Genomic DNA, 21,203 nt, shown 5'->3' on the forward strand with positions numbered 1-21,203 from the left:
TATATTATTTATAATACTGTATTGTAACGGACTTATCAATAACTTAAAACATGTATTGGAAAATTTTAAGTAATATGCAGCAACAGTAGAAGAACATGCGCCAAAAATTTAGTAATTTTATAGGGCTTGTGCACTTAAATTTTTTGCAATATCAAGTGCAGCGTAAGTGAATGTTGCACTTGCACCCGCACGTTTAAAACCAATCAAAGACTCATAAATCACCTTGTCATAATCTAGCCAGCCATTATTTGCAGCAGCTTTTATCATTGCGTACTCACCGCTTACTTGGTAAGCAAAAATCGGAAAATTAAACTTATCACTTGCTGTTTTGATAATATCTAAATATGGCATACCTGGTTTAATCATAATAAAATCTGCACCTTCATTTATATCCATTTCAATTTCGCACATTGCTTCGCGCGCATTTTTATAATCCATTTGATAACCACTTTTGTCTATAGAATGTGATAGCCCACATGAACCAACGACTTGCCTGAATGGAGCATAGAAGCTAGAGCAGTATTTCACCGCATAAGATAATATTAATACGTCTTGAAAGTTGTTATCATCTAATGATTTTCTGATTCTTCCTATTCTACCATCCATCATGTCAGAAGGAGCAACTATATCACATCCTGCCTTCGCTAAAGCAAGTGCTTGCTTACACAGTACTGATATAGTTTCATCGTTTTCTACATCCACCTGATTATCTTTTAAAATGCCGTCATGGCCATGAATAGTGTATGGATCCAGTGCAACATCTGCAATAACACCAATTTCCGGTACCTTTAATTTTACAGCACAAATTGCTTTGCAGATTAAATTGTCAGAATTATACGCTTCCTCAGCGTTTTCAGATTTTAGTTTACTACCAACTACAGGAAAAATTGCAACAGCATTAATTCCTAAATCTTTAGCTTCCTTAACTATGGACACTAATCCATCTATTGAATAACACTTTACGCCTGGTAAGCCAGAAATTGGTTCAGTTGTTTCTTCTCTGTCATGAACAAACAGAGGAAGAACCAGATCATTTACTGATAAACTATTTTCACTTGTTAAATTGCGAACCCATTTGCTCGAGCGCCTGCGCCTTAACCGTGTGTTTGGAAAATTAAACATTGGATCCAGGCAAATTCCCAGTAAAGAGCAACACCCCTGAAATGAGTATCACCCAAAGCACCGATATTGGTAAAAACACTTTCCAACCAAGGCGCATTAGCTGATCATATCGGTAACGAGGTATTGTTGCTCTAATCCAAATAAATATAAACAAAAGTATAACTATTTTCAAAATGAACCAAATTAAACCTGGAATTTTATAAAGCAAACCAAGTTCTAATGGAGGATACCACCCTCCTAGAAAGAATATCGTCATCATAGCACTTGCTAGAATCATATTTGCATATTCTCCAAGAAAAAAGAGGGCAAAAGGCATGGATGAATATTCAACGTTATATCCAGAGACAAGCTCTGCTTCAGCTTCTGGTAAATCAAATGGGTGACGATTAGTTTCTGCAAGCAAAGAAATAAAAAATATTATTCCTATAGGCATTAGTAGTAAATCAACCCAAAATGGCATATTATGTTTTGCCACTACCATTTCTCCAAGATTTAATGTTCCAGTGGTAATAACGACTGTAGCAACTATTAAGCCTATTGAAACTTCATATGAAATCATCTGAGCAGCCGACCGTATAGCGCCAAGAAATGCATAATTAGAATTGCTTGACCAGCCTGCAATAATTACGCCGTATACTCCCAGCGACGATATAGCTAGCACATAAAGCACTCCAACATTAATATTTGCTATAACCTTAGGAATAACTACTTGCTGGCCATTTTCTACAATTACTTCAGCACCAAACGGTATAACTGCCCAGGCAATTAATGCCAAAATAAAGGTAAGCATTGGAGCCATAATGAACAGTATAGTGCTCGCTCTAAATGGTATTATCGGCTCTTTAATTATCAATTTGATAGCATCTGCGAACGGCTGCAATAACCCAAATGGCCCGACTACACTTGGGCCGTGCCTTAGTTGAATTGCAGCAATAACCTTACGCTCAAAGTATACCAAGTATGCAACTGAAAGTAGTAGCGGTACTAAAACAAATAAAATATTAACTAGCGTGTTCATAGAAAGCCTTAGTACAATCCGCCATTATTTTTGAAGCGCGACTTATTGAATCCGTCATATAAAAATTACACTCCTTTAAAGTAAAAGGTGTATTACTTAAGCTTATTTCACCGCTGCTGATTGGAATCCATTTATTTTTTATCACTTGATCAGCATTTCTAAACTGTGGACCGATAGTATCTAATTTTTTTCTCACGTCAAATAAACTATCATATGGTAAGGAGAGATCCAAATATTGCGAGAGATTTTTAATAATTAACCAATCCTCCTTTGCTTCACCTGGAGGAAATACAGCTAAATTTGTTCTTTGCGCTCGACCTTCAGTGTTTACATAAGTTGCATATTTTTCTGTATATGCAGCACCAGGCAAGATAACATCTGCTACATGTGCACTTTTATCACCATGATGACCTTGATAAATTACAAATGTATTTTCTAATTTTGATGTATCAATTTCATCTGCACCAAGAAGATAAACCACTTCTATTTCACCACTTTCTGCATGTTCCAATATTTGATTAATATCCCTTTCGCCTTTTTTAGAAGCAAACCCAATATCTAGCCCACCAACTCTTGCTGCAGCTTTATGCAGCACATTAAAGCCATTCCAGTCGTCTCTGACCATGTTAAATTTTTCTGCAATTTTGCCAGCTAGAACTAGAACTGATTCAGAATCGTCTCTTATCAACGCATCTTGACCGATAATCAGCATAGGGTTTTGAGCAGCTACCAGCAGCTCACAGAACTTATGATTTCCATTTGCTATTTCACTCAAAATATCAGGATTATCGCCCAATTTCTCAACATGATATAAATATTCAATGTTAGGACCAACACTTGCAACAGGAAAGTTGCCCTGTAAATATCTCTTTCTCAATCTTACGTTAATGATCGGTGCTTCTATCCTTGGATTTGTATTTATAAGCAGACATAAATCTGCATTTTCTATACCTTCAATAGTGGTATTGAACACATATGACCCACGATTACTTGGTATAAGCTTTGCACCATCTTGCCTGCAGTCTATATTTCCCGAGCCGAGCTTCTGCATCACTTCTTTGAGTAGAAGCATAGACTCACAATCTGCTAAATCACCTGCAATTGCAGCTATTTTATTTGATTTTGTATTCTTTAATTTTTTTGCAGCAATAGTCAATGCTTCATTCCAATCAACTGGGGCTAATTTACCATCTTTTTTTACATAAGGTCGATCGAGACGCTGAACTTTTAGTCCATCATAGGCAAAGCGGGTTTTATCTGATATCCATTCTTCATTTACCTCTTCGCTCAGTCTTGGTAATATTCGCATAACTTCCAGGCCACGATAATCAACTCTAATGCTACTTCCCACAGCATCTAGCACATCTATAGTCTCACAATGTGATAGCTCCCATGGACGCGCTGTAAAGGAGTAAGGCTTTGAAGTTAAAGCCCCTACCGGGCAGAGATCTATGATATTTCCAGATAATTCAGAACTAATATGCCTTTTTATGTAAGTGCTAATCTCTACATTTTCTCCCCTTCCGATTCCTCCAAGTTCATTTGTACCTGCAACATCAGACAAAAATCTAACACACCGAGTGCAATGAATGCATCGATTCATCGCAGTCTCAATCAGTGGTCCGAAGTGTTTTTTTGGCACAGCCCTCTTATGCTCATCAAGTCTGCTGTTTCCTTTCCCATAAGCCATCGTGATATCTTGCAAATCGCATTCACCACCTTGATCGCAAATTGGGCAATCAAGCGGGTGGTTAATTAGCAAAAACTCAAGCACACCTTCACGTGCTTTTTTAACCTTAGGGGTATCAGTGTGAATAACCATCCCTTCTGCAACTGGCATTGCACAAGAGGCTACTGGTTTTGGAGGTCCACCCTCCACTTCAACCAAACACATTCTGCAGTTACCAGCAATTGCTAAACGCTCATGATAACAAAAACGTGGAATTTCAACGCCCACAATTTCACAAGCTTGAATTATAGTGAGCCCATGCTCTACTTCACATTCCTTAGAATTAATAGTAACTTTAACCACAACTATTGTACAGCTTCCCACTTTATAGGATTGCCGCTTACCTCATCTTCAACCAGATTGCCGTTGTCATATTGAGCAGACATATAATTCATGCGCGAGTCACGATCTATATATCTAACAGGTTTTACCGGTTTATCTTTATACATTTTTTGCTCGGCTTTCTTACGCTGAGTAGGGTTATTTTTACTAGCTGTCTTTGCTTTCCCACCTACTGCCATATAAACTCCTAAAAACTTTTCATTCTATTTTAACACTTAAGTATATAGCGTCAATATTTAATAACTTTAAAATTTCAATAGATCTCTTATTATAATCATTGTTTAAATAAAAAGTTACTCCTTGATATCATTCCAGTGCTTGACCAGAAAAAAAGAAATATGTATCAGCTACTTTCATTTGCTGCGCCTCGAAAATAAATGTTCATGTAGCTGTGAGTCAAGCCATAAATCCAGTATAAAGACCTTTAATCATTGTCTTCATAGTACTTCTCAACCAACTTATTAAGTAACCTTACACCAAAACCTACTGCTCCTCTTGGACAAATGTCAGTACCTTTTTCGTGCCAAGCAGTGCCTGCGATATCTAAATGTGCCCAGCAAGTTTCATTCACAAAACGCTGTAAAAACTGTGCAGCCATTATGCTATCTCCACCAGAGCCTGCAGGAGCGATATTTTGAACATCAGCAATCGGTGAATCAATAATTTTGTCATAAGTTTCATTCATAGGAAAACGCCATAACTTCTCACTTACTTCATTTCCTGCATCAATCAGACGGTTTGCTAATTCATCATTATTTGCAAAAAGACCAGCATATTCGTTATTTCCAAGTGCAACCACTATAGCACCAGTTAAAGTTGCAAGATCAATCATAAATTTTGGTGAGAATCTGTCTTGCGTATACCATAAAGCATCTGCAAGTATGAGCCTTCCTTCTGCATCGGTGTTCAACACTTCTATTGTCTGTCCAGACATTGAAGTTACTACATCACTCGGTCTTTGAGCATTACCACCCACTGCATTTTCTGCAAGTGCGACCACGCCGATTGCATTTACTTTTGCTTTTCGTCCTGCTAAAGCATGCATCACCCCAACCACAGTAGCAGAGCCTGCCATGTCATATTTCATTGACTCCATACCACGTGAAGGTTTGAGTGATACTCCACCAGTGTCAAACGTTATACCTTTACCAACAAAAGCTATTGGCTTTTGTTCTTTAGCAGCCCCATTCCATTTTATCATTACTAATTTTGGTTCTTTACTACTTCCTTGTGCGACTCCAAGCAAGGCTCCCATTTTTTTCTCTTCCATCTGCTTTTTATCAAGCACTTCGATTTCAAGGCCAAGCTTAGTAAGTTCTTTTTTTATATGATCAGCATAGGATTCTGGATATAGAATGTTAGGAGGCTCTGTTATAAAAGAGCGCGCAAGGAATATACTCTCACCTTCTTGCCTTAAGTGCTCAAATGATCTTTCAGCATTACTTAATTGCTCATCTTTTACTAATACGGTAATTTCCTCTACCTCTGTAATTTTCTCATCCTTTTTAGTTTTATACTTATCAAACTTAAAACTACGCAGAAACGCACCATATGCAACATTTGCTGCACTACCTTCGATTAAAATCGCTGCTTTCTTAATTTTTAATCTGCTTAGCTCACAATATATTTTACCACCAATATTTAATTCTTTATTTTCATTCCATTCATCCTTCTTACCAAGTCCAACAACTATGACATTTTTTTCTTCTGGCAAAGTAGTAGAGAAAAATTCACCAAAACTTCCATTGAAATCGCTAAATTGCTTTATATTATCTATGATCTGTTTTCTTTGCAAAACTCCGCCATCATTTACGGTTTCGTTGTCCTCAAATAAACCCGTTACTATTGTTTTAAAATCGGGCGAAATTTTAGAAATTGTTATTTTCATTGCTGGCATCTCCGTTGCAAATAATTGTAAACTGTACATAAAACATAGCAAAAACATCAGTAAGATATTTTTCATATATACCTAAGTACAATAACACTCAAGTTTACTATGGACTCCCTTACATGCAAGGGTTTTTTATCTTTTATTAGAGAACTTATTATATCCGCCCAAGGTAATGTTAAACGTATAGGTTTTTATGACCTGATCACTGTAAGTAAATGGTGTTATGAGAAGGCTTGCAAGCCCATTACTAACAAAATCTCCAAGAACAGGATCAGCACAATTATCGCAATTATGGTCAGCAAAAAACATTTGCGTTGTGAATTCTGGAAAATCTGGATGTTGAACTAGAAAGTTGATATGTGGAGCTCTATCACCAATTTTGCCAGGTGCTATCGTAATAAAATTATAATAGCCAAGGTTATTCACTACAAACCTTCCTGATCCAGCAAAATTCGGATCGAGTTGATTATCCTCTATATTCTTATCGTAATGGTTCACGCCGCGTGAATTTGCGTGCCATATAGAAACTACAGCATTTTGTATTGGTAAACAGTTTATATCAGTAATTCTACCCACTATGTGTATTAATTCTCCTGTTGCACTATTTGGAGAACCAGGTTTCCTTCTTAAATTGTTTGAAGAGCTAAAATTTTTTGGCCTTGCATCAAGATCATAAATCTCTGGAGTTTCAATGCAGTTAAGCAAAACAGGATCAGCTGCAAATAGCGGCAAACTGAATACCGTTTGTACTAAAAACGCTAATAAGATATTTTTCACATTCATTTCATTCACAATAGACTTCTTGCATAACCATATAACAAACTTTTATTGGGAATAGAAACGAAAAAATTACTTTACAAGCTTCGCCAGCCCCCTTATCATGAAAATGAAGCTATTTATTTATCTTCTCTGTACAGATTAAATGACAAAAAAACTCAACGTATTTGGCGTCTCATGTTTAATTTTTTGCACTATGTGCACCTTATGTCTTTATCAAATTTCTAGGTTTTTACCTACACAAGCTGAAATACGCTTATAAAGCATTTAAAACATCAAAAAACGCCAACTTAAAAAATGGATAGTGAATAACTAGCTACCCTAGGGTTTCTTTTGCCTTTTTTTCTGTTTAGTAAATTTCTTAACGTTTATAATTTAGATTAGTTGCGGTTTAAAAGCAGCTGAATCGCGGTTATTAAGCGTTTAGAATAAAAAAACGCCATACTTGAAAGTATAATGTAAGTAATTAGCCAACCACGGGGCTTCTTTTGCCTTTTTTTTCATTTGGTAAATTTCTTAATGTTTATAGCTAAACGACAATCGTCATTCCCCTACGTATTAGCGGCTGAGATACCGCGGCGGTATGACGATTAAGTATCCCGCTACTTGTTAGCGGCTAAGAGATACCGTGGCGGTATGACGATAAGTTCGTCATACCACTGCTTGTTAGCGGGATCTAGAGATACCGCGGCGGTATGACGGTTCGCGGCGGCATGACGAGAAAGGGGCTACTCGGATGACACCCTGACAACCGTCATCCCGCTACTTGTTAGCGGGATCTATGTTAAGGTATGACGGTCCTCTACGTGTTAGCGGTTGAGATACCGCGCATAACTGCACGAACGTCTAGTTTAGGGGTAAGATAGGAGAAAAATTAGGGCCCGCAAATTAATCCAAACACATAAGTGTAGTGTTACCACCGAATGCTGTAGTGTTAACACTTACAACTTTTTCTGTAGAAAAACGCTGTAAATAATGAGGACCACCAGCTTTTGGCCCAGTGCCAGATAGTCCTCTACCACCAAATGGTTGTATCCCAACTGCTGCACCTATCTGGTTACGGTTGATGTAGACATTTCCAACTGATATTTTTTTACTTATAGTGTCAATTTGACTTTGTATCCGACTCTGCAAAGAAAACGTGAGCCCATATCCTGTATTGTTTATATCATTTATAACTTCATTCAAATTTGACTTATTAAAACGTATGATATGTAAAACAGGACCAAATACTTCTTGCTTTAATTGCGAAATTTTTTGTATCTCATAAATATATGGAGGAAAGAAATAACTATTATGAGAATTTGTATCCATGGGTACTTTAAATAACAGATTTGAATCTTTATCCTCTGACATTTTTTGCGTATGTTGAGTGAGCATATCGATAGATGCTTTATCAATTATTGGACCAATATCAGTACTAAGTTGTATTGGGTCACCAATCTTTAGTTCTTGCGCTGCACCACATATCATTCTTATCTGTTTTTCTGCTATATCTTCTTGAATAAATAGCACTCTAAGCGCAGAACAGCGTTGGCCAGCGCTGCGAAACGCAGAAAGCAAAACATCCGTAGTTACTTGCTCTAAGAGAGCAGAGCTATCAACAATCATAGCATTTAATCCGCCAGTTTCAGCAATAAATGGCACAATAGGACCATCCCTATTTGCAAGCATTTTATTGATTATTTGAGCGGTTTGCGTTGAGCCAGTAAAAGCTACTCCGGCAATTCTATTATCTGGAACTAATATTTTGCCTAAATATCCACCATCCCCAGGAATGAGGTGTAACACATTCTTTGGTATCCCAGTTTCATGTAGTATCTTAACAGCTTCGTAGGCAATAATCGGCGTTTGCTCTGCCGGTTTTGCCAGCACTGCATTACCTGCTGCAAGTGCAGCTGAAACCTGCCCAAGAAAAATAGCAAGTGGAAAATTCCATGGTGATATACACAGGAAAACTCCCCTGCCTTCAAAAAAGATGAAGTTATCTTCACCTGTTGGACCTGGCAATTTTTTCCAGTCGCTCAGTTCATTCTTTGCTATCATTGCATAATAACGCAGAAAGTCGACTGCTTCCCTTACTTCCGCTATTGCATCAGATAAGATTTTTCCTGCTTCTATAATCAGAATGTAAATTAACTCTTTCATCCTTTCCTCAAGCAAATCTGCAGCTTTTTCGAGGTATTTAGCGCGCTCTACTGCTGAAACATTCTGCCATTCAGTAAAAGTACTATGTGCTATTTCAAGAGCGTTTAAAGCTTGATCGCTTGTTGCGTTCGACACTTCTCCTATTACATGCTCCAAATGTGCAGGATTCACCACTTCAGTAAACTTGGCATCATCAAAAAGTGACTGTCCGTCAATTATTGGTCCAACTTGCCATTTCTTTTCACTAAATTTTTTTATATCATTTGCAAGTTGCGAAACTGTAATTGAATCACTAATATCCATTCCTAAGGAATTTTTTCTTTCTTCTTTCAAAATATCTTGTGGCAATGGAATATTTGGATGAGGTTCATACTCCAAGCTTTTAGCTTTTTCTGACGGATCTAAAACTAACTCTTCAATTTTAACGTTAGAATCATTTATTTGATTGATAAACGAACTATTAGCTCCATTTTCAAGAAGACGTCTAACAAGGTATGGTAATAAATCACTACGTTTACCAACTGGTGCATATATACGGCAACTGATGCTTGTTGCAAGTTCTGACATTGCATAATCATATAAGTCTTTTGCCATTCCATGTAAGCGTTGAAATTCAAATCCAGGGTGGTTTTTATCAGCAAGTTCCATGATAGAAGCAAAAGTATAGGCATTATGAGTTCCAAAGCATGGGTAAAAGCTGTTTGGTTTACTCAAAAGTTTCTGTGCGCACGCGAGGTAAGATACGTCAGTATAGCTTTTTCTTGTAAATACTGAGTAATCATTTAATCCCAATTCTTGCGTACGCTTGATCTCTGAGTCCCAATATGCACCTTTTACAAGCCTAACCATAATTTTATGGTTTGACCGAATAGCAACATCCTCCACGAAGTCAAGAACAGACAAAGCACGTTTTTGATATGCTTGTACAGCCAAGCCGAGCCCTTCCCACTCAGAAAGTGAGTCATCAAGACGCAATTGCTCGAATAAAACTAATGACATCTCAAGTCTTTCTGATTCTTCTGCATCTATGCATAATGAAATATTGTACTTTTTTGCTTCATGACAAAGCTCTAGCAGTTTAGCTCTCAACTCTTCAGCTATATTATCGAATTGGCTGAATTCATAACGTGGGTGTAAAGCAGAAAGTTTGATTGAAATTCCATGCGATTTAAAACAATCATTTATTTCAGTGGATTCACCTATAGCTTTTATTGAGTGCATGTATGAATCAAAATACTCTTCTGCATCTTCAGCTGTGTGAGCAGCTTCGCCAAGCATATCAAAAGAGCATAAGAATTTGCTATTATCATTTGGTTTTACATTTTCCAGTGCTTTCTCTATAGTCTCTCCAATAACAAAATGCTTACCAAGCATAGACATTGCTTGTTTTACTGCTTTGCGAATAATCGGCTCTCCTAAATTTTTAAGTAATTTAGAAATTGCGTAATAGAACTTCGAATCGCCTTCATTATCTCTCAATATACTACTTCCTATCATTAAACTCCACGTGGAAGCATTGACGAACAATGAAGAAGAATGTCCTAAATATTTACTCCATTCTTGATTGGCAATTTTATCTTTGATTAGCTCATCTATTGTATAATCATCTGGTATCCTAAGTAGTGACTCAGCAAGACACATAAGCGCTATTCCTTCGTCGTTGGAAAGCGAGTATTGCTGCATGAAAGAATCTATGACATCTAATTTGTTGCCTTTAATCTTTTCAATAACTTGTTTTGCTATATTATAAATTCTATTTTTTGAATCAGCCGAAAGCTCTGTTTTTTCTATAAGGCGGCGTACATAACTTTTCTCATCAGCACGATAAAATCCTTGTAAACGCTTTCTCAATTCGTTAGGTTCTTGTATAGAGGTAATCATAATTATTTATAAAACACCTTTACTATATGTAAGGTAAAATTATATCATAACTTTGCACAGAGCAAATTGTTATTTATAAAGGGATCAGGGCTGGCTAAAAGAAGTCCATGCAATAACTTTAAAAGGATTGTGCAAGTATGTAGCTTAACACTCCGCCATGCATTAAGTATTTAATCTCAGTTGCGGTTTGTACACAGCATTTGAGTTGAATTGATTGCTTTGAATTATCCTTTCTTTTGATGATACATTCTAGATTTCCACCTGGCACTATTTCACCTTTTATGCTTATTACCTCACTACCATCAAATATCTTTCTGGTTATTCCATTTTGGAATATAAGTGGAAGAACACCCATGCCGACCAAGTTGGACCTATGTATACGCTCAAAGCTTTCTGCAATTACAACTTTAATCCCCAACAATAAAGTACCCTTTGCTGCCCAATCCCTACTTGAACCTGTGCCATACTCCTTTCCTGCCACAATGATGAGAGTTTCCTTGTAGCGCATTGCTGCATCAAAAATCGACATAGTTTCTTGAGAAGGAATATATTTTGTATAGCCGCCTTCGATGCTTACCATTTCATTTTTTATTCTAATGTTAGCAAAAGTCCCACGCATCATTACATTGTGGTTACCACGACGAGACCCATACGAATTAAAGTCCTGTGGCTCAATTCCAAGATTTTTTAAATATATACCTGCAGGACTACTTGAGGCAATATTTCCAGCAGGGGAAATGTGATCAGTGGTTATGCTATCGCCAAACATTGCCAATATTTGTGCACCTTTTATATCGATTTTATTATTTTTAGGTGATAAATTATCAAAATAAGGCGGATTTTGTATGTAAGTGCTGTTTGCATCCCAATTATAGATTTCACTTTTTTCACACTTTATCTTTTGCCAATGTTCATCACCAGAAAAAACATCCTTATACTTTTGTATGAACATCTCACGTGTTACCACACTTTTAACACAATCTTCGATTTCATTGTTTGTTGGCCATATATCTTTGAGATAGACATCATTTCCATTCTTATCCTTGCATATTGAATCTTTTGTCAAATCAATTTGCACAGTGCCTGCAAGTGCATATGCAACAACAAGTGGCGGAGATGCCAAGTAATTAGCTTTGACTAACGGATGAATTCTTCCTTCAAAGTTACGATTGCCAGATAAAACTGCAGCAACGGTTAGGTTTTTATTTTTAATATCATCTTCTATATCACTATTTAGTGGACCAGAATTCCCAATGCAAGTTGTGCAACCATATCCAACTAAATTAAAGCCCAAAGCATTCAGATCTACCTGCAACCCTGACTTTTCTAAATATTCTGTTACAACTTGTGACCCTGGAGCAAGAGAAGTTTTAACCCAAGGCTTTGATTTTAATCCAAGTTTAATTGCATTACGAGCTACAAGACCTGCAGCAATCATCACACTTGGATTTGAGGTGTTAGTGCAGCTTGTTATTGCTGCAATTACTACACTGCCATCTTGGAGTTTATCGCTTTCCTTCGACTCATTAACTGAAAATGATTTAGAAAAAGACTCTGCCACTTGTGAAAGAAAAACCTTATCTTGTGGTCTTTTGGGACCAGCCATTACTGGCTTCACGCTTGATAAATCAAGCTCTAGTGTGTCAAAAAACGCTAACTCGTCACTGCTACGCCACAGTCCTTGCTCTTTCGCATAAGCCTCAACTAATTTAATCAGCTCTTTTGGCCTTCCGGTCAAGTTTAAATAATCTAGCGTTTTCTGATCAATTGGAAAAAATCCACAAGTTGCACCATACTCTGGGGCCATGTTTGCTATAGTGGCTCTATCTGCCAAAGATAAATAATCTAAACCATCACCATAAAACTCTACAAATTTACCAACAACACCTTTTGTTCTTAGGATATTGGTAACCGTCAGCACTAAATCAGTCGCAGTTACTCCTTCCGACAATCTGCCAATTAATTTAAATCCAACTACTTCTGGAATCACCATACTAATTGGTTGACCAAGCATCACAGACTCAGCTTCTATGCCTCCAACACCCCAACCAAGGACTGATAACCCGTTAACCATTGTAGTATGGCTGTCAGTACCAACTAAAGTGTCAGGATACAAAACCCCATCCTTATTACATACAACTTGCGCTAAATATTCAAGATTCACTTGGTGGCAAATTCCACTACCTGGCGGTACTACTCTAAAATTTGTGAAGGACGATTCCCCCCACTTTAAGAATTGATATCTCTCCAAATTTCTTTTTACTTCTAGCTCAACATTCTTACTGAATGCGGAAACACTTCCATAACTATCTACTTGAACAGAATGGTCAATCACAAGATCAACCGGTACAGATGGGTTTATGTTGCTCGGGTTTCCTCCATTTTTCTTAACATAGCTCCGCATTGAAGCTAGATCAACAACAGCAGGAACCCCTGTAAAATCTTGCATCAACACCCTTGCTGGTTTGTAGCTAATTTCGTGATTAGTGTGTTTATTAACGCAGTCTGCTAGTACTCTTATGTCATCTAGCTTTACGTTTACTCCATCTTCATTGCGCAATAAATTTTCAAGCAGAACCTTAAGTGAGCAAGGCAATTTAGTCACATCTATTCCTAAAAATTCACTAGCACTACTTAGGCTAAAATAGTTGTATGACTTCCCGTCAATGTTTAAAGTCGTTTTTGCATTTAAAGAATTATTCATCCTATCACACTATATTAGTTAAAATTGGAATTACTACCGTTACTTTTTTGTTGTTGACTTTGCTGCTCGTACATAGTTTCGAAATCTATAGGATCCAGCATCAGTGGAGGAAATCCACCACTACTTGTAACTCTTGCAATTATTTCTCTTGCAAAAGGGAAAAGAAAAGTAGGTCCGCCAATAAACAAAGCTTGTCTTACCTCTTCCTCACTCAACTCTTTTAAATTTTCTATTGAAAAAATGCCACAATATTTCGTCTCACAAATGAAAGCTACGCCATCTTTTATATCTGCATCTTTTATCGTTGCTCTGACTTCTATATGCAAAGTAACTTCATGGAAAGATTTTTCTTCATTTACTCCTTCTTTGTTTTCCATTCCTTCTAATTTTGCTGAATTGATATTAACCATTACATTAATATCGGGAGCTTTATTTGAAGAAAGGAATGGCGAATTTGGATTCTCAAATGATAGATCTTTAACATATTGACCGTGAATTCTCATTTTTTGTTGTGGCATTTCTTACGTCTCCTTTAATTAAGTTGAGATATTTAATACTTTCTTATATAATATATTCATTTACAAACGAATAGCAAACCTGATTATAAGTTGATATGAAAAACATATTTTCATTAATAATTAATAATGTTCGGATACTTTATATGCCAAGGAGTTGAGTTACTATGATAGAGCTTGTAATATATGCTTTATTAGCGGCGTTCATTTTTTCACGTTTGTATAATTCTTTAGGAAGGTCAGCCAATCTCAACCTAAAAAAGCTAACTAATGTGTTGGATGTAAGTCGAAGTAAAGAAGATGTAGTAGAAAACATTGAGGATTACATTGATAGCAATGATAAAAATTCAATAAAAGTTACTTATGAACAAATATTAAAAAAAAACAAAGATTTTTCTATTTCCCACTTTATAGAAGGTTCAAGCATAGCTTTTGAATTAATAATAAAGTATTTCAATCAAGGAAATCTGTCCCAGTTAGAATCTCTCTTGGATAAAGATTTATATAACAACTTCGCAAAAAAGATTAAACATCGTAAAGAGGTGCACGAGTCTATAATTGTTTCTATCGTTTCACAAAAGATTTTAGAAATAAAGCTAGTAAAAAACACAGTGTTTATTGCAGTATATTTCCTTTCAGAGCAAATTAACTTCGTTAAGAACAATGAAGGGGATATCATATCAGGTAGTACATCCACCATTAATAAAGTTGAGGATGTATGGCAATTCAAAAAAAATGTTAATTCATCAGACCCAAGCTGGTTGCTTGTTTCTATTCACTATAATAAAGATAAGTAACGATAAGATAAATGACAAGTAAGATTAGTTTTATTTAGAGTTAACCATGGAAAGCAAGCTACGCGAAATAGTACTTGACACTGAAACGACAGGTCTTGACACTAAATCTGGTCATCGAATTATCGAAATAGGGTGTGTGGAATTAATTAACCGCATTCCAACAGGTAAAGTATTCCATCGGTACCTTAACCCAGAAAGAGATATACCTTATCACTCGTTTAAGATTCACGGTGTTAGTGAAGAATTTTTAGAAGATAAACCATTATTTTTAGATGTTGCACTTGAATTTCTTGACTTTATATCTAATGATATTTTGGTAATTCACAACGCTGAATTCGATGTTAAGTTCCTTAACATGGAGTTAAGCAAGCTGAATGCTGGGTTAATTTCCTCAGATAGAGTGCTAGATACATTACCTCTTGCGAGGAAAAAATTCGCAGGATCACCTGCCTCTTTGAATGCATTATGTAAGCGTTTTGATATATCGCTAGAGAATAGAGAATTGCACGGAGCACTAGTTGATGCTCAATTGCTTGCAAAGGTATATGTTGAACTTACAGGAGGGTTACAAACCTTTCTGTTTGATAATGAATGCAATCAGGACAGTAACTCTACATTCGTCCAGCATAAAGTGCGTAATCTAACTCCCAGAAAACATTCACCAAATAGTGAAGAAATTGATGGACATAAGAAACTGTTAGACAAAATTAACAATACACTTTGGAATAAATATATTGAATAGGTCAACTAATAAAGATACAATTTAATTTTACTGAGAGCACCCTAATGGTAAGGTTTATAAGATTGTTATCTAATATGCTAGTAGCATTAGCAGTTGTTTTTTTAGGTTATTGTTATTTCACCAAAAAAGGCATATTTGCCCCAGTAGCGATTCACAATGCAGAAGTTAAGATAGGCGGAGATTTTTCTTTAATTAATCAGGATGGACAGATCTTACGCAGTAGTGATTTTAAAGATAAATACATGATGATTTTCTTTGGGTTTTCCTCATGCAAAAGAATTTGCCCTATGAACCTTGGGATAATTTCAGAAACACTTGCAAAGTTAGATGAGAAAACTAACAACAAGCTACAAACATTTTTTATCACAGTTGATCCTGAGCGTGATAGCACGGAAAGACTTAAAGAATTTCAGCAGCAATTTGACCATAGAATACAAATGTTAACTGGTCAAAGAGAAAAAATAGACGAAGTAATTGCAAAGTATAAAGTATACGCTAGCAAAGTTGGTGGAGAAGAGGAAATCAACCATTCTTCAATAATGTACCTTATTGGCCCTGGAGGAAAATATGTTACACACTTTGCAGCTGATTTAAATTCAGACGAAAGTCAATCTGATAAGATTTTGGCTGAGATAAAAAAATACGTAAACTGAATTATAGATTTTTCTGTTAATTAGTCAAGCACGCAACTGCATGAGCATTATAATTTAATCTCCACGGGAAGACACACACAACTGTACGAACGTTGTAGTTTGGGAGCAATTCCCACCAGTGGGCCAGTGCCCAGACACTGGGATTCAGCCTTTCCATAATCATTAAAACGTTGTGTTTTAACATAAAACAGCTATTTTTATGCTTGCCAACTTAATAAAATTCCTGGATCCCAGTGTCAAGCACTGGGATGACACCCTCCTGATGGGCCAAAATCACAATGTTCGTACAGTTGTGTGTCAAGCACCGGAATGACATCATCTGTTGTGCAATTTACCTTCAAAAATGAATGTTCGTACAGTTATGGAGACGCATTGGAATGACACTATTTGCTGTCTTCAAAAATAAACGTTCGTAAAGGTATCTGTTCAGCAGAGTGGCAAAATAAGGTAGGCGAGAAAAGACAACTATAGGAACAAATGGGTGTCATGCCAGTGTCAAGCACTGGGATGACAAGAAAGGGAGCACTGGAATTTTTGTTCCAGTATTTGTACATTAGCCATGCGTCTGAACAGATACTCGTAAAGTTGTGCTTTTAATATGGATTATCAGTTTAAAAATGTTGCTAACTAGTATATCTGAATGTAACATCAATTAACGTGTATAAATGAAGCAATCTAATGGAAAATAGTTATAATGCCGATGCAATAAAAATCTTAAGGGGTCTTGATGCTGTAAGGAAACGTCCAGGTATGTACATTGGTGACACTGACGATGGATCTGGCTTGCACCACATGGTATATGAGGTTATTGACAACGCAATAGATGAATCTTTAGCTGGATATTGTGATAAAATTGAAGTTAGCATAAATAAAGATGGTTCAGTATCTGTAACTGATAATGGTCGTGGCATTCCAACTGACATTCATGAAGAAGAAGGAATATCAGCAGCAGAAGTAATAATGACTCAACTCCATGCTGGTGGTAAATTTGACAATAATACCTATAAAGTTTCTGGGGGATTACATGGTGTTGGAATCTCAGTTGTGAATGCATTATCAAGCTGGTTGGAATTAATTATTTGGCGCAATAAGAAAGAACACTTTATGCGTTTTGAAGATGGTGAGTCTATTGAACCTTTAAAGGTAGTCAACGAAAATACAAACAAAAGAGGAACTAAAGTCACGTTCATGCCATCAACAGAGACTTTTAATGGCATTAATTTCAGTTACTCAACGCTTGAAAGTCGTATAAGAGAATTAGCATTTTTAAATTCAAATATCGACATTACTTTACGTGATTTGCGCAATGAACCATATACAGAATCTCATTTCAATCAGAGCAATCAATCTAAAGACAATTTTGGTACAGCAAATTTTGTGCAGTATTTAGATAAGAATAAGACACATGTAACTAAAATTGCCAGCATGAAAGGAGATGCAGAAGATCTTGGCATCAGCTTGGAAATATCGATGGAATGGAATGATTCCTACTATGAACATATGTTATGCTTCACGAATAATATAAGGCAACGAGATGGTGGTACGCATTTGGCAGGGTTTAGGTCCGCCTTAACTAGGTGCATCAATACCTATGCAACTAATGAAGGGTTCTTAAAGAAAGCAAAAGTAAATTTAACTGGAGAGGACGTTAGAGAAGGTTTAACTTGTGTTTTATCTCTTAAGATGCCTGATCCTAAATTTTCTTCACAAACAAAAGACAAGCTAGTTAGTTCTGAAGCACGTGCAGTTGTAGAAAGTATAGTTTCTGATAAATTGAGCACAATCCTTGAAACTGATCCCAAATTGGCGGCAAGCATAGTAGAAAGAGCAATTAGGTCAGCAAAAGGAAGAGAAGCTGCTCGAAAGGCACGTGAACTAGTTAAGAATAAGAACAGTATTGATATTGCAACTCTGCCAGGAAAACTTGCTGATTGCCAGGAAAAAGCTCCCGAATTGTCAGAATTATTTATAGTAGAAGGTAATTCAGCAGGTGGTTCTGCAAAACAAGGTCGTAATCGAAAAACACAAGCTGTACTTGCTTTAAAAGGAAAAATCCTGAATGTGGAACGTGTAAGTTTAGATCGTATTTTTTCATCTGCAGAAATAGGCTCTTTAATTACTGCAATTGGTGCTGGAATAGGAAGTGAGCATTTTAATGTTGAGAAAGTTAGATATCATAAGATTATCATTATGACAGATGCAGACGTTGATGGATCACATATCAGGACTTTGATTCTAACCTTTTTCTTTCGACATATGCGTGAAGTAATTGATAAGGGATATTTATATATAGCACAGCCACCCCTCTATAAAGTTACAAAGAATGCTAAAGACACTTATATTAAAGATGACGAAACTTTTGAAGAGTATATAATAAACTCAGCAGTTAAAAGATTAACACTAAGTGGTACAACTACAGAATTTAACGACTTGCGCCTTATTTTGAATAAATGTGTTAGCATTTCTAATATTAGCAAAAATTATGATAGAGAAATACCACAAAATCTCTTAGAGTCATTGCTAATTTTAAGCAAAAAGAATGCTCTATCATCGGCTGATGAGATATTAAAGTATTTAAAATTAATGTACAGCGAATACACTTGGGAAGTAGAAATAAAAGATGAAGAAAAAGAAATTCACATCTCTAAATTATTTCAAGGATTGGCAGACAAATATATATTTGCACTTAGTATGCTTGAAGGCAAAGATATGCAAAACATATTAAGTTTGCTTGATGGTATAAATAACTTATTTAATGGCGATTCATTTTTAAAATCACAAGAAACTGAAATAAGAATCACTTCTCCAAGTGCACTTGCAAAAATAATAATGGACTATGGTAAAAAGGGTTTAACTCTGCAGAGATTTAAAGGTCTTGGTGAAATGAATGCTGATCAGCTATGGGATACTACGTTAAATCCTGAGGCTAGAACTTTATTGAAGGTTGAAATAAAAGATTGTGAAGAAGCTGATTCCATATTTTCAATACTAATGGGTGATATAGTTGAACCACGCCGTGATTTTATTAATAGCAATGCACTCAACGTGCATGATGTTGATATTTGAACTTTTAGCAAAATGTACGAACGTTACGGGTTTAAGCAAGAACTGTGTCATTCAAGTAGCTGACACTGATTCCTTTATGACGGTGTCATTTCAGTGCCCCTTTTTGTCATCCGAGTAGCTCTTCGTTGTCATCCGAGTAGCCCCTTCTCCTGTCATCCCAGTAGCCCCTTTTTTGTCATCCCAGTGCCCAGACACTGGGATGGCTTTGTTGCATAGCAACCGAAAAAATCTGGTGGCTACTGACAAAATTCATTATAAATAACCATTTAACTGTTGAAGAAAAAATATGCCACAGAAAATGAAAGTCAGTAACCAAAACGAATATAACAAATTCCTTGAAAAAAGGGGAAATATTTTTCGTTACATCGATGAAGCTATCGAAAATTGGTATGAAAATAGTCCAAAAATGCAGGGCGGCAACTATATTTACAGTGATAAAATCGTAATTTTGGTGCATATAATTGTCAATCTTTTTAGAATTGGTTTAAGACAAACGGTGGGGTTTATAAAAGGATATCTGCAACAAATAGGAAAAAATTTGGCAGTTATCAGCTATTCACAAGCATCAAGAAGGTTTAAAAAACTTAATATTAAGATAAATGATTGCAGGGTTGATAAAAGCAACATGGAAAATATTGAAATTATCATAGATAGCACAAATATCAGCATTTACAGTAACACTCCTGGCCACAGTAAGGAAAACAGTGCAGATAGAAAGTACCGAAGCTACGAGCAAGTAAGAAAGTTACATGTTATGTTAAGTGTGAATAGTAAAAAAGCTATAGCTGCAAGATACAGTAATGGCGTCTACTCTGACCACTATGGAGCTTGCGATTTGCTTGAAGAAGTTAATTTTCAGCACAAAATAAAAGCATTATATGCAGATAGGGCATACGATAGGCACAAACTTTATAAATTGTGTAAGAAATACGATATAAAGACAAAAGTTCTACCAAAAAAGGATGCAGCAGAACATTCAAAAATAGATTATATGTCTGACAGAAATGCTGCTATTAGGTTAATAAAATTATATGGACAAGATGGTGTAAAAGAGTGGAAAAAGGAAGCAATTTATGGAAAGAGATCTTACATAGAAGGATTTTTCTCAAGGTTGAAGCAAGTATTTGGATTTAGCTTTAGGAATAAATCTGAAGTAAATCGTGAAAAAGAATTACTAATTAAGTGCTATTTGCTCAACAAATTCACTGATATTGGTATGGCTAAATTTGAAATCATTACATAAATTTGTCGTAAACCATCACTGCTTAAGGTGCTATGCAACAAAGCCCACTGGGATCCAGGAAAAAGAATGGTGTCATGCAAGTAGCTGACACTGGTTCCTTTATGACGGTGTCATCCGAGTAGCCCCTTTTTTGTCATCCCAGTGCCCAGACACTGGGATGACACCCTACTAGCGGAAGTTACTCTCAAATGTTTGTTCATGTTGCTATAAATATTAAGAAATTTACCAAATGAAAAAAAAGGCAAAAGAAGCCCCGTGGTTATTATCCGCTTTAAAATATTGGCGTTTTTTATGTTTTAAACGCTTGACAAGCGAAATTCAGCTGCTTTTAATTGCAACTAACCTACGCTGCAAATGTTTAAGAAATTTACCAAGCAGAAAAAAAGACAAAGAATCCCCGAGTTAGCTAGTCTTTTACTATCTCTGTCGAGTATTGGCATTTTTTGATGTCTTGTAACGCTTTATAAGCGCGTTCAGCTTATTTAGATAAAAATCTAGATGTAGATGAAGTTTTGTAAAGACATACAGTATCTATATACTGCAAAAAATTAAACATAAGACGCCGATACATTAAG

General features: G+C 36.1%; 17 protein-coding genes. 5 read left to right on the forward strand and 12 right to left on the reverse strand.

Annotated features, from left to right (window positions below; all coding sequences use genetic code 11):
• Positions 1-117 precede the first annotated feature (117 nt).
• The 9 genes from hemB to secB all read right to left on the reverse strand — a co-directional run bounded on the left by hemB (position 118) and on the right by secB (position 14,130).
• Complete coding sequence (gene hemB, locus OPR48_RS05085; RefSeq protein WP_265025690.1) at positions 118-1,122, reverse strand: porphobilinogen synthase; 1,005 nt, start codon at positions 1,120-1,122, stop codon at positions 118-120.
• Positions 1,115-2,140, reverse strand: coding sequence for an NADH-quinone oxidoreductase subunit NuoH (gene nuoH / locus OPR48_RS05090; protein ID WP_265025691.1), 1,026 nt, complete (start codon positions 2,138-2,140; stop codon positions 1,115-1,117). Before nuoH ends, hemB begins: the two co-directional genes overlap by 8 nt.
• Positions 2,124-4,172: an NADH-quinone oxidoreductase subunit NuoG gene (gene nuoG / locus OPR48_RS05095; protein WP_265025692.1), complete on the reverse strand. Its 2,049-nt coding sequence runs from the start codon at positions 4,170-4,172 to the stop codon at positions 2,124-2,126. The genes nuoH and nuoG overlap by 17 nt, the downstream gene beginning before the upstream one ends.
• Before the next feature lie 2 nt (positions 4,173-4,174).
• The gene (locus tag OPR48_RS05100) at positions 4,175-4,390 is read right to left on the reverse strand and encodes a hypothetical protein (protein ID WP_265025693.1); all 216 of its coding nucleotides are present in this window, start codon (positions 4,388-4,390) and stop codon (positions 4,175-4,177) included.
• 245 nt (positions 4,391-4,635) lie between these two features.
• A complete protein-coding gene (locus OPR48_RS05105) occupies positions 4,636-6,138 on the reverse strand; it encodes a leucyl aminopeptidase (RefSeq protein WP_265026635.1) in 1,503 nt (500 codons plus the stop codon).
• A gap of 96 nt (positions 6,139-6,234) precedes the next feature.
• Entirely contained in the window at positions 6,235-6,885 is a 651-nt protein-coding gene (locus OPR48_RS05110; protein WP_265026636.1) for a protocatechuate 3,4-dioxygenase, read from the reverse strand.
• Positions 6,886-7,767: 882 nt separating this feature from the next.
• The gene (putA, locus tag OPR48_RS05115; RefSeq protein ID WP_265025694.1) at positions 7,768-10,908 is read right to left on the reverse strand and encodes a bifunctional proline dehydrogenase/L-glutamate gamma-semialdehyde dehydrogenase PutA; all 3,141 of its coding nucleotides are present in this window, start codon (positions 10,906-10,908) and stop codon (positions 7,768-7,770) included.
• A gap of 118 nt (positions 10,909-11,026) precedes the next feature.
• Positions 11,027-13,612 carry an aconitate hydratase AcnA gene (gene acnA / locus OPR48_RS05120; RefSeq protein WP_265025695.1) on the reverse strand — a complete coding sequence of 862 codons (2,586 nt, stop codon included), beginning with the start codon at positions 13,610-13,612 and terminating at the stop codon, positions 11,027-11,029.
• A gap of 14 nt (positions 13,613-13,626) precedes the next feature.
• Complete coding sequence (gene secB / locus OPR48_RS05125) at positions 13,627-14,130, reverse strand: protein-export chaperone SecB (RefSeq protein ID WP_265025696.1); 504 nt, start codon at positions 14,128-14,130, stop codon at positions 13,627-13,629.
• Positions 14,131-14,294: 164 nt separating this feature from the next.
• Here secB and OPR48_RS05130 point away from each other — a divergent pair, with 164 nt between their 5' ends.
• The 3 genes from OPR48_RS05130 to OPR48_RS05140 are packed head-to-tail and all read left to right on the forward strand — an operon-like array spanning position 14,295 to position 16,319.
• Positions 14,295-14,924 carry a Tim44/TimA family putative adaptor protein gene (locus OPR48_RS05130; protein ID WP_265025697.1) on the forward strand — a complete coding sequence of 210 codons (630 nt, stop codon included), beginning with the start codon at positions 14,295-14,297 and terminating at the stop codon, positions 14,922-14,924.
• A gap of 46 nt (positions 14,925-14,970) precedes the next feature.
• The gene (dnaQ, locus tag OPR48_RS05135; protein ID WP_265025699.1) at positions 14,971-15,666 is read left to right on the forward strand and encodes a DNA polymerase III subunit epsilon; all 696 of its coding nucleotides are present in this window, start codon (positions 14,971-14,973) and stop codon (positions 15,664-15,666) included.
• A gap of 44 nt (positions 15,667-15,710) precedes the next feature.
• Positions 15,711-16,319: an SCO family protein gene (locus OPR48_RS05140; protein WP_265025700.1), complete on the forward strand. Its 609-nt coding sequence runs from the start codon at positions 15,711-15,713 to the stop codon at positions 16,317-16,319.
• Positions 16,320-16,335: 16 nt separating this feature from the next.
• Here OPR48_RS05140 and OPR48_RS05145 read toward each other — a convergent pair whose 3' ends face one another.
• Positions 16,336-16,503, reverse strand: a complete 168-nt coding sequence (locus tag OPR48_RS05145) for a hypothetical protein (protein WP_265025701.1) — start codon at positions 16,501-16,503, stop codon at positions 16,336-16,338.
• A gap of 494 nt (positions 16,504-16,997) precedes the next feature.
• On the opposite strand from OPR48_RS05145, the gene gyrB reads away from it, so the two are divergent.
• Positions 16,998-19,385 (forward strand): DNA topoisomerase (ATP-hydrolyzing) subunit B, encoded by a 2,388-nt coding sequence (gene gyrB, locus OPR48_RS05150; RefSeq protein WP_265025702.1) that lies wholly within the window; start codon positions 16,998-17,000, stop codon positions 19,383-19,385.
• A 90-nt stretch (positions 19,386-19,475) separates the two neighbouring features.
• Here gyrB and OPR48_RS05155 read toward each other — a convergent pair whose 3' ends face one another.
• A complete protein-coding gene (locus tag OPR48_RS05155; RefSeq protein WP_265025703.1) occupies positions 19,476-19,631 on the reverse strand; it encodes a WPE palindromic element domain-containing protein in 156 nt (51 codons plus the stop codon).
• 40 nt (positions 19,632-19,671) lie between these two features.
• On the opposite strand from OPR48_RS05155, the gene OPR48_RS05160 reads away from it, so the two are divergent.
• Positions 19,672-20,628: an IS5 family transposase gene (locus OPR48_RS05160; protein WP_265025704.1), complete on the forward strand. Its 957-nt coding sequence runs from the start codon at positions 19,672-19,674 to the stop codon at positions 20,626-20,628.
• A 110-nt stretch (positions 20,629-20,738) separates the two neighbouring features.
• Here the strand turns inward: OPR48_RS05160 and OPR48_RS05165 are convergent, their stop codons facing one another.
• A complete protein-coding gene (locus OPR48_RS05165; protein ID WP_265025705.1) occupies positions 20,739-20,873 on the reverse strand; it encodes a hypothetical protein in 135 nt (44 codons plus the stop codon).
• Positions 20,874-21,203: the final 330 nt, after the last annotated feature.

Origin of the sequence: Wolbachia endosymbiont (group A) of Bibio marci, assembly GCF_947251645.1 — a bacterium.
In the GTDB taxonomy this organism is placed as follows: Bacteria; Pseudomonadota; Alphaproteobacteria; order Rickettsiales; family Anaplasmataceae; genus Wolbachia.